The 15,318-nt window shown below is 65.3% G+C and carries 12 protein-coding genes and 1 other RNA gene; 7 read left to right on the forward strand and 6 right to left on the reverse strand.

The annotated features are described in order from the left end of the window. Positions 1 to 29: 29 nt before the first annotated feature. From serC to gyrA, 3 genes are all read right to left on the reverse strand, one after another. Positions 30 to 1,112: a 3-phosphoserine/phosphohydroxythreonine transaminase gene (gene serC, locus ACV22W_RS15845; protein ID WP_059530019.1), complete on the reverse strand. Its 1,083-nt coding sequence runs from the start codon at positions 1,110 to 1,112 to the stop codon at positions 30 to 32. Positions 1,113 to 1,273: 161 nt separating this feature from the next. After that, positions 1,274 to 1,873 (reverse strand): DUF2059 domain-containing protein, encoded by a 600-nt coding sequence (locus ACV22W_RS15850; RefSeq protein WP_059448245.1) that lies wholly within the window; start codon positions 1,871 to 1,873, stop codon positions 1,274 to 1,276. An 83-nt stretch (positions 1,874 to 1,956) separates the two neighbouring features. After that, on the reverse strand, positions 1,957 to 4,560 hold the full coding sequence (gene gyrA / locus ACV22W_RS15855) for a DNA gyrase subunit A (protein ID WP_448020364.1): 2,604 nt from the start codon (positions 4,558 to 4,560) through the stop codon (positions 1,957 to 1,959). A gap of 535 nt (positions 4,561 to 5,095) precedes the next feature. Between gyrA and ompA the strand changes: the two genes are divergently transcribed. The 4 genes from ompA (at position 5,096) to ssrA (ending at position 7,732) form a co-directional block, all read left to right on the forward strand. Continuing rightward, on the forward strand, positions 5,096 to 5,764 hold the full coding sequence (gene ompA / locus ACV22W_RS15860) for an outer membrane protein OmpA (RefSeq protein ID WP_006400736.1): 669 nt from the start codon (positions 5,096 to 5,098) through the stop codon (positions 5,762 to 5,764). A 152-nt stretch (positions 5,765 to 5,916) separates the two neighbouring features. After that, positions 5,917 to 6,615, forward strand: a complete 699-nt coding sequence (ubiG, locus tag ACV22W_RS15865; RefSeq protein WP_059530025.1) for a bifunctional 2-polyprenyl-6-hydroxyphenol methylase/3-demethylubiquinol 3-O-methyltransferase UbiG — start codon at positions 5,917 to 5,919, stop codon at positions 6,613 to 6,615. Positions 6,616 to 6,628: 13 nt separating this feature from the next. Next, positions 6,629 to 7,345, forward strand: coding sequence for an HAD-IA family hydrolase (locus ACV22W_RS15870; protein WP_448020366.1), 717 nt, complete (start codon positions 6,629 to 6,631; stop codon positions 7,343 to 7,345). Positions 7,346 to 7,362: 17 nt separating this feature from the next. Continuing rightward, positions 7,363 to 7,732, forward strand: a transfer-messenger RNA (tmRNA) gene (gene ssrA / locus ACV22W_RS15875). A gap of 262 nt (positions 7,733 to 7,994) precedes the next feature. Here ssrA and ACV22W_RS15880 read toward each other — a convergent pair. From ACV22W_RS15880 to ACV22W_RS15890, 3 genes are all read right to left on the reverse strand, one after another. Beyond that, positions 7,995 to 8,348 carry a DUF4148 domain-containing protein gene (locus tag ACV22W_RS15880; RefSeq protein ID WP_448020367.1) on the reverse strand — a complete coding sequence of 118 codons (354 nt, stop codon included), beginning with the start codon at positions 8,346 to 8,348 and terminating at the stop codon, positions 7,995 to 7,997. Positions 8,349 to 8,662: 314 nt separating this feature from the next. Then, the gene (locus ACV22W_RS15885) at positions 8,663 to 8,932 is read right to left on the reverse strand and encodes a hypothetical protein (RefSeq protein ID WP_448020369.1); all 270 of its coding nucleotides are present in this window, start codon (positions 8,930 to 8,932) and stop codon (positions 8,663 to 8,665) included. 101 nt (positions 8,933 to 9,033) lie between these two features. After that, positions 9,034 to 10,140, reverse strand: coding sequence for a substrate-binding domain-containing protein (locus tag ACV22W_RS15890; protein ID WP_448020371.1), 1,107 nt, complete (start codon positions 10,138 to 10,140; stop codon positions 9,034 to 9,036). Between the two features lie 131 nt (positions 10,141 to 10,271). Here ACV22W_RS15890 and ACV22W_RS15895 point away from each other — a divergent pair, with 131 nt between their 5' ends. From ACV22W_RS15895 to fdhF, 3 genes are read left to right on the forward strand one after another with little or no spacing between them, the layout of a single operon-like run. Further along, positions 10,272 to 10,772 carry an NAD(P)H-dependent oxidoreductase subunit E gene (locus ACV22W_RS15895; protein ID WP_448020373.1) on the forward strand — a complete coding sequence of 167 codons (501 nt, stop codon included), beginning with the start codon at positions 10,272 to 10,274 and terminating at the stop codon, positions 10,770 to 10,772. Further along, a complete protein-coding gene (locus ACV22W_RS15900) occupies positions 10,769 to 12,346 on the forward strand; it encodes a formate dehydrogenase beta subunit (RefSeq protein ID WP_448020375.1) in 1,578 nt (525 codons plus the stop codon). The genes ACV22W_RS15895 and ACV22W_RS15900 overlap by 4 nt, the downstream gene beginning before the upstream one ends. 17 nt (positions 12,347 to 12,363) lie before the next feature. Beyond that, positions 12,364 to 15,315 carry a formate dehydrogenase subunit alpha gene (gene fdhF / locus ACV22W_RS15905; RefSeq protein WP_448020376.1) on the forward strand — a complete coding sequence of 984 codons (2,952 nt, stop codon included), beginning with the start codon at positions 12,364 to 12,366 and terminating at the stop codon, positions 15,313 to 15,315. Positions 15,316 to 15,318: the final 3 nt, after the last annotated feature.

Consider the following 15,318-nt stretch of genomic DNA (forward strand, 5'->3'; position numbering starts at 1 on the left):
AGTTGCCGTGCTGTTTGAACAGCGCGCGCTCAGGCGCCGCGCTGTTCGAAGTCCTTCATGTACTCGACGAGCGCTTTCACGCCCTCGAGCGGCACCGCGTTGTAGATCGACGCCCGCATGCCGCCGACGGACTTGTGGCCCTTCAGCTGCAGCAGCCCGCGCGCCTTTGCGCCGGCAAGGAAGTCTTCGTTGCGCGTTTCGTCGGCCAGGAAAAAGGGCACGTTCATACGCGAACGCACCGCGGGCTCGACCTTGTTCAGATAGAAGCTGCTCGCATCGATCGTGTCGTAGAGCAGCTTCGCCTTCTCGATATTGCGCGCCTCGATCGCCTCGAGGCCGCCCTGCCGCTTCAGCCACTGGAACACGAGGCCCGCGATGTAGATCGCATAGGTGGGCGGCGTGTTGTACAGCGAATTGTTCGCGGCGACCGTCTTCCATTCGAATGCGGACGGGCAGATCGACAGCGCGCGATCGAGCAGATCCTCGCGAACGATCACGACCGTCACGCCGGCCATCCCGATGTTCTTCTGCGCGCCGCCGAACAGCACGCCGTACTTCGCGACGTCCATCGGACGTGACAGGATGTGCGACGACACGTCCGCGACGAGCGGCACGTCGCCGAGGTCCGGAATCTCGAACGTCTCGACGCCGTCGATCGTCTCGTTCGTGCACAGATGCACGTAGGCCGGATCGTCCGACAGTTGCCATTCGGCGCGGGCGGGCGCGCGCGTGAAACCGTCGGCCGTCTTGCCCGACGCGGCCAGGTGCGGCGTGCCATATTTCTTCGCTTCGTTGAACGACTTCTGCGACCACGAGCCCGTCACGACGAAGTCGGCGGTCTTGCGCGAACCGAGCAGGTTCATCGGCACGATCGCGTTCTCGGCAATGCCGCCGCCCTGCAGGAACAGGATCCGGTGGCTGGCCGGCACATCGAGCAGCTCGCGCAGGTCGGTCAGCGCTGCCTCGTGGATCGACATGAACTCCTTGCCGCGATGGCTCATCTCCATCACGCTCATGCCGCTGCCGTGCCAATCGAGCATTTCGTCGGCGGCCTGCCGCAGCACTTCCTCGGGGAGTGCCGCAGGACCGGCGGAGAAGTTAAAGACGCGCATCGTGAAAACCTCGGGAGAGACGCGACCGGCTTGCCGCCGGCAGAAAGAACCGCGCCAGAAAAGGAATGGCCGCTTGCGCTCGCGCGCAAACGGCCATTATCGCACTGTCATCAGGCTCCCGCCAAACCCGGCCGAACGGCCGGGCGGCGTGCCCGGACGGCTTACTTGCCCGGCTTGACTGCCGCGACTTCCTTGTCAGCCTGTGCGCGCGTCGCCTGGATCGCTTGCGGCATGTACTTCTGCATCAGGCCGTTGACCACGTCGCGGCCGACCTGATCCTGAACCTGGATGAACTTGCGGCCCGTCGGGCTCTTGTAGAACGTCGTCAGATCCTTGATCTCCGACGTGCTGTAGTACTTCGCGTATGCGTCGTACTGAGCCGACATCGCGTCGCTCTGGAACTGCTGCGTGCCGAACACCTTGCCCGCGCCGTCAACCAGCTTCGGCACCGCGTTCTTCTGCAGCGTCGGCACGGCGGCTTGCTTTTGCTTGTCGTTCAGCGTCTTGTTTTCCGACAGCGCGTCCGACAGGATCGCCGGCACGAGCTGCTTTGCCTGCATCTCGGCGCTGTTGCCGATAGCCGACACGAGCTTCGGCGCGTCGATCGCGTCGAGCAGATCCTTGATCGCAGCCTTCTTGTCGGCGTCGATCGGCGCAGCTGCCGCGGTCGCAGCCGGTGCGGAATTCGACAGCGCTTGCGCCATCGCGAACGTCGGCACCAGTGCAGCCAGCAGAACCAGTTGCTTGAATTGCTTTTGCATCATCACTCCCTTTTGGAAATATGAATGGTTGCTCGCCGACCGCGGCGCCTGGCGCCCGCGGCGGCTCGAATCTCATCCGTTCTTCAGGCTTCGCCGTCCGACGCCTCGTCGGCCTCGCCATCGCCCTCTTCGGCTTCTGCGATCTGCTGCAGGCCGGAGAGCTTGGTACCCTCATCGAGACTGATGAGTGTAACACCTTGCGTGGCACGCCCCATCTCGCGAATCTCGGACACGCGGGTACGAATCAACACGCCGGCGGTCGTGATCAGCATGATCTGATCCTCGGCGTCGACGAGCGTCGCGGCGACGACCTTGCCGTTGCGCTCGGACGTCTGGATCGCGATCATCCCCTTCGTGCCGCGGCCGTGACGCGTGTACTCGGTGATCGGCGTGCGCTTGCCGTAGCCGTTCTCGGTCGCGGTGAGCACGGTCTGCTCCTCGCTGCCGGCAACCAGCAGCGCGATGACCTGCTGCCCGTCCTCGAGCTGCATGCCACGCACGCCGCGCGCTTCCCGGCCCATCGGGCGCACGTCGTTCTCGTCGAAGCGCACGGCCTTGCCGGCGTCGGAGAACAGCATCACGTCGTGCGCGCCATCGGTGATCGATGCACCGATCAGGAAGTCGCCCTCGTCGAGACCGACCGCGATGATGCCCTTCTTCATCGGGCGGCTGAATGCCTCGAGCGGCGTCTTCTTCACGGTGCCGAGCGACGTCGCCATGAACACGAACTTGTCGGCCGAGAATTCCTTGACCGGCAGCACGACGTTGATCTTCTCGCCGTCCTGCAGCGGGAACATGTTGACGATCGGACGGCCGCGCGAGTTGCGCGAACCCTGCGGCACTTCATAGACCTTGACCCAGTACACGCGGCCGCGGTTCGAGAAGCACAGGATGTAGTCGTGCGTGTTCGCGATGAACAGCGTCTCGATCCAGTCGTCTTCCTTCATCTGCGTCGCCTGCTTGCCGCGGCCGCCGCGCTTCTGCGCGCGATACTCGGACAGCGGCTGCGACTTCACGTAGCCCGCGTGCGACATCGTGACGACCATGTCCTGCGGCGTGATCAGGTCTTCGGTATTCAATTCGGTCGCGTTCAGCTCGATCTTCGAGCGGCGTGCGTCGCCGAATTCGGCCTTCACCGTCGTCAGCTCCTCGCCGATCATCGTCGTGATCCGCTCGGGGCGCGCGAGGATGTCCAGCAGGTCGGCGATTTGCGCCATCACTTCGCGGTACTCGCCGATGATCTTGTCCTGCTCGAGACCGGTCAGGCGCTGCAGACGCATCTGCAGGATTTCCTGCGCCTGCGTGTCGGACAGACGATACAGCCCGTCGGTCTGCATCCCGAACGCCGGGTTCAGGCCTTCCGGACGGTACGCGGAGCGGCCGCCCGCCGACGCGTTCTCGGTCTCGGCGCGCGTCAGCATCTCGCGCACGAGCGACGAATCCCACGGCTTCGCCATCAGCTCCTGCTTCGCGATCGGCGGCGTCGGCGCTGCCTTGATGATCGCGATGAACTCGTCGATGTTCGCGAGCGCGACCGCGAGACCTTCGAGCACGTGGCCGCGCTCGCGCGCCTTGCGCAGTTCGTAGATCGTGCGGCGCGTCAGCACTTCGCGTCGATGCGACAGGAAGCACTGCACGATTTCCTTCAGGTTCAGCAGCTTCGGCTGGCCGTCGACCAGCGCGACCATGTTCATGCCGAACGTGTCCTGCAGCTGCGTCGCCTTGTACAGGTTGTTCAGCACCACCTCGGGCACTTCGCCGCGCTTCAGCTCGATCACGACGCGCATGCCGCTCTTGTCGGACTCGTCGCGGATGTCGGAGATGCCCTCGAGCTTCTTCTCGTTGACGAGCTCGGCGATGCGCTCGAGCAGCGAACGCTTGTTCACCTGATACGGCAGCTCGTCGACGATGATCGCCATCCGCTGACCGCGGTCGATCTCCTCGAAGTGGGTGGCCGCGCGCATCACGACGCGGCCGCGCCCGGTGCGATAGCCGTCGCGCACGCCGGCGACACCGTAGATGATGCCGGCCGTCGGGAAGTCCGGCGCCGGGATGATCTCGATCAGCTCGTCGATCGTCGCTTCCGGGTTGTTCAGCAGGTGCTGGCACGCGTCGACGACTTCGTTCAGGTTGTGCGGCGGGATGTTGGTCGCCATGCCGACCGCGATACCCGACGAGCCGTTGATCAGCAGGTTCGGGATGCGCGACGGCAGGACCGACGGCTGCATCTCGTTGCCGTCGTAGTTCGGCTCGAAGTCGACCGTTTCCTTGTCGATGTCGGCGAGCAGTTCGTGACCGATCTTCGCCATGCGAATTTCGGTGTAACGCATCGCCGCGGCATTGTCGCCGTCGATCGAGCCGAAGTTGCCCTGTCCGTCGATCAGCATGTAGCGCAGCGAGAAGTCCTGCGCCATCCGCACGATCGTGTCGTACACCGCGGTATCGCCGTGAGGGTGATACTTACCGATCACGTCACCGACGATACGCGCCGATTTCTTGTACGCGCGGTTCCAGTCGTTGTTCAGTTCGTGCATCGCGAACAGTACGCGCCGGTGCACGGGCTTCAGGCCATCGCGGACATCCGGAAGGGCACGTCCGACGATCACGCTCATCGCGTAATCGAGATACGAACGGCGCATTTCCTCCTCTAGGGAGGTGGGCAGGGTCTCTTTGGCGAATTGATCCATGTATCCGTATCGTTTCGGAGCGAAGACGGCGAACGCCTTTCGCGTGGGCGCTGCATGCGCAACGCAACGCGAGATTCTAACATGCGCCCATCAACCGCCAATTCGCCACCCCCTCTATATGTAAACAGCAAAAATCGCCGCCCATGGAAAAGGCGCCCGAACCAGTCGTGATCGCGCCCCTTCACAAGGCTTGGGGTCGGTCGGATCGCTGTCACGCACGCGCGTAAACCCTCGCGGCCTTTCTTGCAATTTCGCGGACACGCTCTTGACAATCTCTAAAAGTTACGGCAGGCAGGTGTTGCGCATGCACCACAAAGTTGAAGCGATCTTGGGGTGGGGAGGATTTTTTTTCGTAGGAAGGGAACGATATGGCAAAATGCCAACGCACTGAAAGTTAGACGCTGCTCGAAGTCTACACAGAGCGGTGCCGCGTTTTTTGTGCCGCACCAATGTTATACTTCGAGCAATGTATGACTTGTCACCGTCAACAGGCTCGCAGTAAACCTGCGGTAATCTCAATTTCGAGAGGAGAAATATGAATAAACTTTCAAAGCTCGCGTTCATTGCAGCTACCGCAGTTATGGCTGCATCCGCTTCGGCACAGTCGGTGCCGGCGTCGCGTCAAGCCGTCAACGACAACTGGGTGAACGGCACGGGCGAATGGGTGTGGATGAACGGCACGAACGAGCTCTGCTGGCGTGACGCGTTCTGGACGCCGGCCACCGCCAACGCGAAGTGCGATGGCGCACTGGTCGCCCAGGCACCGCAGCCGCCGGTCGCTCCGGTTGCTCCGGCCATCACGAGCCAGAAGATCACGTACCAAGCCGACGCACTGTTCGACTTCGACAAGGCTACGCTCAAGCCGCTGGGCAAGCAGAAGCTGGACGAACTGGCTTCGAAGATCCAGGGCATGAACACGGAAGTGGTCGTCGCTACGGGCTACACGGACCGCATCGGTTCGGACAAGTACAACGACCGTCTGTCGCTGCGCCGTGCGCAAGCCGTCAAGTCGTACCTGGTCAGCAAGGGTGTCCCGGCCAACAAGATCTACACGGAAGGCAAGGGCAAGCGCAACCCGGTCACGACCGGCTGCAACCAGAAGAACCGCAAGCAACTGATCGCCTGCCTCGCACCGGACCGCCGCGTGGAAGTCGAAGTGGTCGGTACGCAAGAAGTCCAGAAGACGACCGTTCCGGCGCAGTAAGCCGCGGTTTTCGACTGCTTCAAAGCCCCGCTCCGGCGGGGCTTTTTCTTTGACGCCCGTTCTGGCGCTCGCTGGCCTCGTCGTGCGGCCCCTTATATACTCGGGGCTGACGTACCGACGCACCGCCCTCCTTCCGTAGCCCGTTTGCCGACATGACCAACGCCGATCCGCACGAACTCCAGAAATTCAGCGACCTCGCCCATCGGTGGTGGGACCCGAATGCCGAATTCAAGCCCTTGCACGACCTGAATCCGGTCCGGCTCGGCTGGATCGATTCGCATGCGCACCTCGCCGGCAAGCGCGCGCTTGATATCGGCTGCGGCGGCGGCATCCTGTCCGAATCGATGGCCGGGCTCGGTGCCCAGGTCAAAGGCATCGACCTGTCAACCGAAGCGCTCGGGGTCGCCGACCTGCACAGCCTCGAAAGCGGCATCACGGTCGACTACGAGGCGATCGCCGCCGAAGCGATCGCCGAACGCGAGCCGGGCACATACGACGTCGTCACCTGCATGGAGATGCTCGAGCACGTGCCGTCGCCGGCCGGCGTCGTCGCCGCGTGCGCGACGCTCGTGAAGCCGGGCGGCTGGGTGTTCTTCTCCACGCTGAACCGCAACCTGAAGTCCTACCTGTTCGCGGTGATCGGCGCCGAGTACATCGCGCAGATGCTGCCGAAGGGCACCCACGACTACGCGCGCTTCATCCGCCCGTCGGAACTGGCGAGCTTCATTCGCGGGACCGATCTGCACATCGTCGAGATCAAGGGTATTACCTATCACCCGATCGGCAAGCGCTTCGCGCTGTCGAACGACACCGACATCAACTATCTCGTCGCGTGCCGCCGCGGCGCGTGACCCTCCGACCGGCATGACGATTCCCCTTTCGACCGAGCGGCCTGCATTCGACGCGCCGCGCCTGCTGCACTGCGATGCCGTGTTGTTCGACCTCGACGGCACGCTCGCCGACACGGCGCCCGATCTCGCCGCTGCAGTCCACAAGATGCAGCGTGTGCGCGGCCTGCCCGAAACGTCGCTCGACGTGCTGCGGCCACTGGCATCGGCCGGTGCGCGCGGCCTGCTCGGCGGCGCGTTCGGCATCGACCCGCAATCGCCCGGCTACGACGCGATGCGTGACGAGTTCCTGGCCAATTACGCGACCGACATCTGCGTGCACACGGTGCTGTTCCCCGGCATCGGCGACGTGCTCGACGAACTCGATGCGCGCGGCGTGCGCTGGGGCATCGTCACGAACAAGGTGATGCGCCTCACAGCGCCGCTCGCCGACCTGCTCGGCCTCGCGCCGCGCGCGGCCTGCATCGTCGGGGGCGACACAACGCCGCACTCGAAACCGCATCCAGCCCCGCTATTGCATGCGGCGGAACAACTGACGCTCGCGCCGGAGCGCATCGTCTATGTCGGCGACGATCTTCGCGACATCCAGGCTGGCAGTGCGGCAGGGATGGCGACGGTCGCTGCCGCGTACGGCTATTGCGGTGACGGCGTCGCGCCGGCCGACTGGCAAGCGCAGCATCTTGTCGGCACGACGCAGGAACTGCGCGAACTGCTGCGCGATGTTGGGCTATAATGATCAATCTTATCCGCGGGGGCGACCTGGTTTCGACAGGGGTTGTGAAGCGGCTAGGGCATGTCGAGGACCCGTCACCTCGTTAATCAATGGGAAAATCGTAACTGCAAACGACGATACGTTCGCACTGGCAGCCTAACGGCCGCCGTCCTCTGCCTAGTTCACTGACGGGCTAGTGTCGCAAGACCGGTAGCAATACCGCCAGAGGTCATTTACGTCAGTTAAGCCCTGTCGGCGTCGCGACGCCAGGGTCGAAAATCTAGCGAATCGCCGTAGTGCAGCGTGTTCGTCCGCGTCGCTGCGGTTAAATCAAATGACTGAACTAAACATGTAGAACTAGTCGTGGAGCGCTTCTGGACGCGGGTTCGATTCCCGCCGCCTCCACCAAATTCCGCGTTTGACGCACGAACCCCGCACGACGCGAGTCTGCGGGGTTTTTTGTTGCTGCCGAAGCCGGACGTCCCGCGCCTTCCGAAAAAAGCGCCGGCCCCGGACGGGCCCGGCGGAACACCGCCGACATTCCGACGGCAGGAGGTGATGGATGTTCGGCGTCGCCTGCACGGTGATCGACCGCAGCGGACGGCACCCTCTGCCCGGCAAGCGGCGCGTCATCGCCGCCGCAACACGGCCTCACCGGGCGAAGCGCAGCTTAGCTGCCGCGATACAGCGACTTCATTTCTTCTGCGCTGGCCGGACGCACACCGCTCGCACGCGAACCCGATGCCGATGCGCCCTGCACCTGCGCACCGTAACCGCTGGCGTCGCCGCCTTGCGCCTGGGCGAGCGCGCTGCGCTGTTGCTCCGCGACACGCGCCGTGGCGGCCTGGATCGCTTCCGGATAATGCGGGTCTTCGCCGCGGGCGGTGTTGTAACCGGCCTGCTGAAGCTGAACCAGTTCGGCGCGAACCTGCGCGCGGGTAAGTGCCGAGCCGGACTGCGCGAACGACACGACCGGGGCAACGAGAGCAGCAGCAACGACAACGGCTTGAACGAGCGACTTCATGGTGACCTACCTCCAGATTTGTCTGATTTCGCGGTGAACACCCGTTCATCGCTGACAAACTGAAGTTTATGTAGGCGTCTGCTTAAGAATAAGGCAGGTTTCAGGAAGACATTCTTCCCGAATCAAGGGTTAACCCTAGCTCGATCCGGACCTTGATCCGGCACCGCCAATAGCACTAAGCAAGGCCGAACCGAACCACAAAGCACGAGCCCCGCAAGGCAGCACACCCTGCGGGGCCCGAAAAGAACCGCGCGGCATGGGCGCGGCCAGGACAGACGATCGCTGCAGCGACAACCCGCCGCGTCAGCGCCTGCTTATTGAGTGTCCGTCGGACACTTCAGGTTGCAGCCATTCGGATCCCCCATATCGCCCTTGCGGCGCAATGCCGACTTCTTGCCGCTCTGGTATTTCTGCGACGGCGCCGACGCCGCGAACGGCATCTGCGGATGCTCGTTCAGGCGGAACTGCTCGCTCAGGATCCCGCCGGGCACGCCTGGTGAATTCTGCGCGAGTGCCAACGGCGAAGCGGCAACAAGGAGCCCTGCGGTCAACGCTGCCGCAGTGAAGGGAACGGATAGTTTCATGGCGGGATGACGCCTGAACGGCGTGCTTGTTGGAACGTTGATCGAGCGGCAAGCGTAGCGCAAATCCCTCGCTGCTGCAGCGCGGTTCGCGCGCGTCACCGTTACCGTGCGTTGCCGTCCGGCATACCGCCCCCGACGATACCGGCGAACCCCTCCGCGATGCCGATCAGCGTCCCGCACGCGGCCGGATCGTAGCCGTCGAGATGCGCGACGCGGTCGACGAAGCGTGCATCGCGCAGCAAGGCGAGCACGCCGGCGAGCGGTCGCGAGTCAAGCTGCGCGCGTTCGCACGCAAAGTAATAATCCTCGTCGACGACCGGGATGAAATCGAGCCCGAAGTGATGGGCAGCCGGCTCGACGCCGAAGCCCAGATCGGCCATCCCGCTCGCGACGAACGCGGCGATCGCCGAGTGCGTGAGTTCGGCCGACGCATAGCCGTCGATACGCTCGGGATCGATGCCGATCGCGCGCAATGCAAGATCGAGCAGCATCCGCGTGCCCGACCCCGGCTGCCGGTTGACGAAACGGATGTCGTTGCGGGCGAGATCGGCGAGCCCGCCGACCTGCTTCGGGTTGCCGCGCGGCACGAAGAGTCCCTGCTGGCGACGCGTCAGATGAATCAGCACGTGACGCGTGTCGTCGAGCCACGGCCGGTAGATCTGCGCGCACTGATCGCGGAACGCGCCACGCGGCAGATGAAAACCGGCCAGCTCGCATTCGCCGCGCGCGAGCGCCTGCACGGCCTCGACGCTCTCGCGATACTTGATGTCGACGGCGGCCTGCGCATCGACGAGCGCGGAAACGAGCGTCGCAACCGCGTAGCCGTGCGACGCATGGATGCGCACGGCGCCGTCGCGCTGCGCGAGCCGCCGGTTCAGGTCGCTCGCCACCTCGGCCGCCAGCGCGCGCAGGTTGCCGTCGAGACGGCTGCGCGCGAGCCGCTGCGCGTCGACGATCGCCTGCCCGAGCTCCGACAGCGTCGACCCCTTGCCGCGCGCCGTCTCGATCAACTCGCCGCCGACGCACGCCTCCAGCGCCCGCAGCATGCCCCACGCGTGCCGATACGACAGACCTTTCGCCTGCGCGGCCTGCGCGATGCTGCCCGTATCGGCCACGAGCTCCAGCAACGGGGCGACGTCCGACAGGCTGGCGGTGCGGCCCTCGGTGTCGCGTACGGTCAGATATGCGTCGCATTCGATTCGAATCAATTATGCACTCCGATTTCCTATTGCGACTGCGGAATCTTCCGCTTATCGTTGCTCAAAATCAATCAGGACGAAGTCCCGATGTGCACTATATGAATCAACGGCACATATGAGACTTTGGAGGAGCATACCCGATGTCCCCGAATTCCCCTGCGCCCGACGCGCTCGTCGAGCGCCACGCGCGTGCCGGCCGCTCGCTCGTCGCGATCCTGCATGCGATCCAGGACGATGCAGGCTACGTGCCCGCCGGCTGTGTCGCGCCGCTCGCGAAGGCGCTGAATCTGTCGCGCGCCGAAGTGCACGGCGTGATCACCTACTACCACCACTTCCGCACCGCGCCGCCCGCGCGCGTGACGATCCAGATGTGCCGCGCCGAGGCGTGCCGCAGCATGGGCTGCGAAGCGCTGGCCGCGCACGCGGAAGCGCGCACGGGTTGTCGATTCGACGCGGCGCACGGCGATGGCACCGACGCGCACGCGCCGGACGACGTCGCGCTCGAGTCGGTCTACTGCCTCGGGCTGTGCGCGCAATCGCCGTCGATGACGGTCAACGGCGTGCTGCATGCAAAGGTCACGCCGGAGAAGTTCGACGCCCTGCTCGCCGACGCGACCGCCCGCACCCCGGAGGCAGCATGACGACCCGCATCTACGTTCCGCGCGATTCGTCCGCGCTGGCGCTCGGCGCCGACGCCCTCGCCGCCGCGATCGTCGCGGAAGCCGAGCGGCGCGGCGTCGCGATCGACCTGATCCGCAACGGCTCGCGCGGGCTGCTGTGGCTCGAGCCGCTCGTCGAGGTCGGCGCGGCCGCCGGGCGCGTGGGCTACGCGAACCTGTCGGCCGCCGATGTGCCTGCCCTGTTCGATGCGAACTGGCTCGACGGCGGCGCGCATCCGAGCGGCGTCGGCCTCGTCGACGCCCTGCCCTATCTCGCGCGCCAGCAGCGCCTCACGTTCGCGCGCATCGGCCTGACCGATCCGCTGTCGATCGACGATTACTTGAAGCACGACGGCCTCGCCGGCCTGAAGAACGCGCTCGCACTCGACGGCGGCGCCGCATGCGAATTGCTGATCGAATCGGGGCTGCGCGGCCGCGGCGGCGCGGCATTCCCCGCCGGCATCAAATGGCGCACCGTCCGGCAGGCGAGCGCGACGCAGAAGTACATCGTCTGCAACGCGGACGAAGGCGATTCGGGCACGTTCTCCGATCGCCTGATCATGGAAAGCGATCCGTACTGCCTGATCGAAGGGATGATCATCGCGGGCATCGCGACGGGCGCGACGCTCGGCTACATCTACGTGCGCAGCGAATACCCGCACGCGATCGCGGCACTCGAAACCGCGATCGAGCGCGCCCGTGAAGCCGGCTGGCTCGGCGAACGCGTGCTCGGCTCCGCGCATGCATTCGACCTGCACGTCGCAAAGGGTGCCGGCTCGTACGTGTGCGGCGAGGAAACGGCGCTGCTCGAATCGCTCGAAGGCAAGCGCGGCGTCGTGCGCGCGAAGCCGCCGCTGCCCGCACTCGCCGGCCTGTTCGGCCAGCCGACCGTGATCAACAACGTGATCACGCTCGCGACCGCGCCGGTGATCTTCGCGCGCGGCGCCGCGTTCTATCGCGACTACGGGATGGGCCGCTCGCGCGGCACGCTGCCGTTCCAGCTCGCGGGCAACATCCGCTACGGCGGCCTCGTCGAGCTCGCGTTCGGCGTCACGCTGCGCGAGCTGATGTTCGACTACGGCGGCGGCACGGCCAGCGGCCGGCCCGCGCGCGCCGCCCAGGTCGGCGGCCCGCTCGGCACCTATCTGCCCGAACACCAGTGGGACGTGCCGCTCGACTACGAGGCGTATACGGCCATCGGCGCGGTCGTCGGCCACGGCGGCATCGTGCTGCACGACGACACGTCGAATCTCGCGGAGCTCGCCGAATACGCGATGAAGTTCTGCGCGCTCGAATCATGCGGCAAGTGCACGCCGTGCCGGATCGGATCGACGCGCGGCGTCGAGACGATCGCACGCATTCGCCAGGGTGACAAGTCGGAGCGACAGGTCACACTGCTGCGCGACCTGTGCGACACGATGCTCGCCGGCTCGCTGTGCGCGATGGGCGGGATGACGCCGTACCCGGTGCTGTCCGCGCTCGACCATTTCCCCGAAGATTTCGGGCTCGCCGCCGGCAAGCAAGCCGCGTCGGGTCCGGTCAAGGCCGCGGCCTGACCCAGAAGGAGCCCTGAATGTCCCTCGACACGAACAACGTCCGCCAAGGCGGCTGCGGCTCGGGCCAATGCGCGTGCAAGAGCGCCGCGCAGGCGCGCGTGCGCGATCCGTTCGACGAAACCGACTACGGCACGCCGCAACGGCATGCCGATACCGACGTCACGCTCGAAATCGACGGCCAGCCGGTGACGGTGCCGGCCGGCACGTCGGTGATGCGCGCCGCGATCGAAGCCGGCGTCAATGTGCCCAAGCTCTGCGCGACCGATTCGCTCGAACCGTTCGGCTCGTGCCGCCTGTGCCTGGTCGAAATCGAAGGCCGGCGCGGCTATCCGGCATCGTGCACGACGCCCGCCGAAGCCGGGATGAAGGTGCGCACGCAGTCGGACCGGCTGCAGTCGCTGCGCCGCAACGTGATGGAGCTGTACATCTCCGATCACCCGCTCGACTGCCTCACCTGCCCCGCCAACGGCGACTGCGAGCTGCAGGACATGGCGGGCGTGGTCGGGCTGCGCGAAGTGCGTTACGGCTTCGACGGCGCGAATCACCTGCGCGAGCAGAAGGACGAATCGAATCCGTACTTCACGTACGATCCGTCGAAGTGCATCGTCTGCAACCGCTGCGTGCGCGCATGCGAGGAAACGCAAGGCACGTTCGCGCTGACGATCGCCGCCCGCGGTTTCGAATCGCGCGTCGCCGCCGGCGAAAGCGAATCGTTCATGGCGTCGGACTGCGTATCGTGCGGCGCTTGTGTCGCCGCGTGCCCGACCGCCACGCTGCAGGAGAAATCCGTCGTCCAGCTCGGCCAGGCCGAGCACTCCGTCGTCACGACCTGCGCGTACTGCGGCGTCGGCTGCTCGTTCAAGGCAGAGATGAAGGGCACGCAGGTCGTGCGCATGACGCCGCACAAGAACGGCCTCGCGAACGAAGGTCATGCATGCGTGAAGGGCCGCTTCGCGTGGGGCTACGCAACGCACAAGGACCGCATCACGAAACCGATGATCCGCGAGCAGATCACCGACCCGTGGCGCGAAGTCAGCTGGGAAGAGGCGCTGACCTACGCGGCAACGCAATTCCGCAAGCTGCAGCAGAAATATGGCCGCGATTCGATCGGCGGCATCACGTCGTCACGCTGCACGAACGAGGAAACCTACCTCGTGCAGAAGCTCGTGCGCGCCGCGTTCGGCAACAACAACGTCGACACTTGCGCACGCGTGTGTCACTCGCCGACCGGCTACGGCCTGAAGACGACGCTCGGCGAATCGGCCGGCACCCAGACCTTCGCGTCGGTCGGCCAGGCCGACGTGATCGTCGTGATGGGCGCGAACCCGACCGACGGCCACCCGGTATTCGGCTCGCGCATGAAACGGCGCATCCGCGAAGGCGCGAAGCTGATCGTGATCGACCCGCGCCGCATCGACGTGGTCGACGGCCCGCACGTGAAGGCCACGCACCACCTGCAACTGCGCCCCGGCACCAACGTCGCGATGGTCAACGCGCTCGCACACGTGATCGTCACCGAAGGGCTCGTCGCCGACGCGTTCGTCGCCGAACGCTGCGACACGCGCGCGTTCGAGCAATGGCGCGACTTCGTGTCGCGCGCCGAAAATTCGCCCGAGGCCACCGCTGAGGTGACGGGCGTACCGGCCGAACGGGTGCGCGAGGCCGCACGCCTCTATGCCACCGGCGGCAACGCAGCAATCTACTACGGCCTCGGCGTGACCGAACACGCGCAAGGCTCGACGACGGTGATGGGTATCGCGAACCTGGCGATGGCGACCGGCAACGTCGGTCGCGAAGGCGTCGGCGTCAATCCGCTGCGCGGCCAGAACAACGTGCAAGGCTCGTGCGACATGGGTTCGTTCCCGCACGAGCTGCCCGGCTACCGGCACATCAGCGACGCAATCGTGCGCAGCCAGTTCGAGGAAGCATGGTCGGCCACGCTGCAACCGGAACCGGGGTTGCGCATCCCGAACATGTTCGACGCGGCGCTCGACGGCAGCTTCAAGGGGCTTTACTGCCAGGGCGAGGACATCGTCCAGTCGGACCCGAATACGCAGCACGTCGCGGCCGCGCTGTCGTCGATGGAATGTATCGTCGTGCAGGACATCTTCCTGAACGAAACTGCGAAATACGCGCACGTGCTGCTGCCGGGCTCGACGTTCCTCGAGAAGGACGGCACGTTCACGAACGCGGAGCGTCGCATCTCGCGCGTACGCAAGGTGATGCCGCCGCTCGCGGGCTATGCCGACTGGGAAGTGACGCTGCTGCTGTCGCAGGCGCTCGGCTACGACATGCACTACACGCATCCGTCGGAAATCATGGACGAGATCGCGCGGCTCACGCCGACCTTCTCTGGCGTGTCGTACGAGAAACTCGACGCGCTCGGCAGCATCCAGTGGCCGTGCAACGAAGCTGCACCGGACGGCACGCCAACGATGCACATCGACGCGTTCGTGCGCGGCAAGGGCCGGTTCGTGATCACGCAGTACATTCCGACGCCTGAAAAGGTCACGCAGCGCTATCCGCTGATCCTGACCACGGGCCGGATACTGTCGCAATACAACGTCGGCGCGCAAACGCGCCGGACCGAGAACGTCCGGTGGCACGAAGAGGATCGCCTCGAGATTCATCCGCACGATGCGGAGGATCGCGGAATCCGGACCGGCGACTGGGTCGGCATCGAATCGCGGGCCGGCCAGACGGTACTGCGTGCGCTCGTGTCCGACCGCATGCAGCCGGGTGTCGTGTACACGACGTTCCACTTCCCCGAGTCAGGGGCGAACGTGATCACGACGGACAGCTCCGACTGGGCCACGAACTGCCCGGAATACAAGGTCACGGCCGTGCAGGTGATGCCGGTTGCGCAGCCGTCGGACTGGCAGCGCGCATATGCACGCTTCAACTCGGAGCAGCTGGATCTGCTCGAGCGCCGCGCCGCCACGCCGGCCGCTGCGACGACGGGCAAGTGAGGA

This window comes from Burkholderia sp. AW49-1, assembly GCF_053427845.1.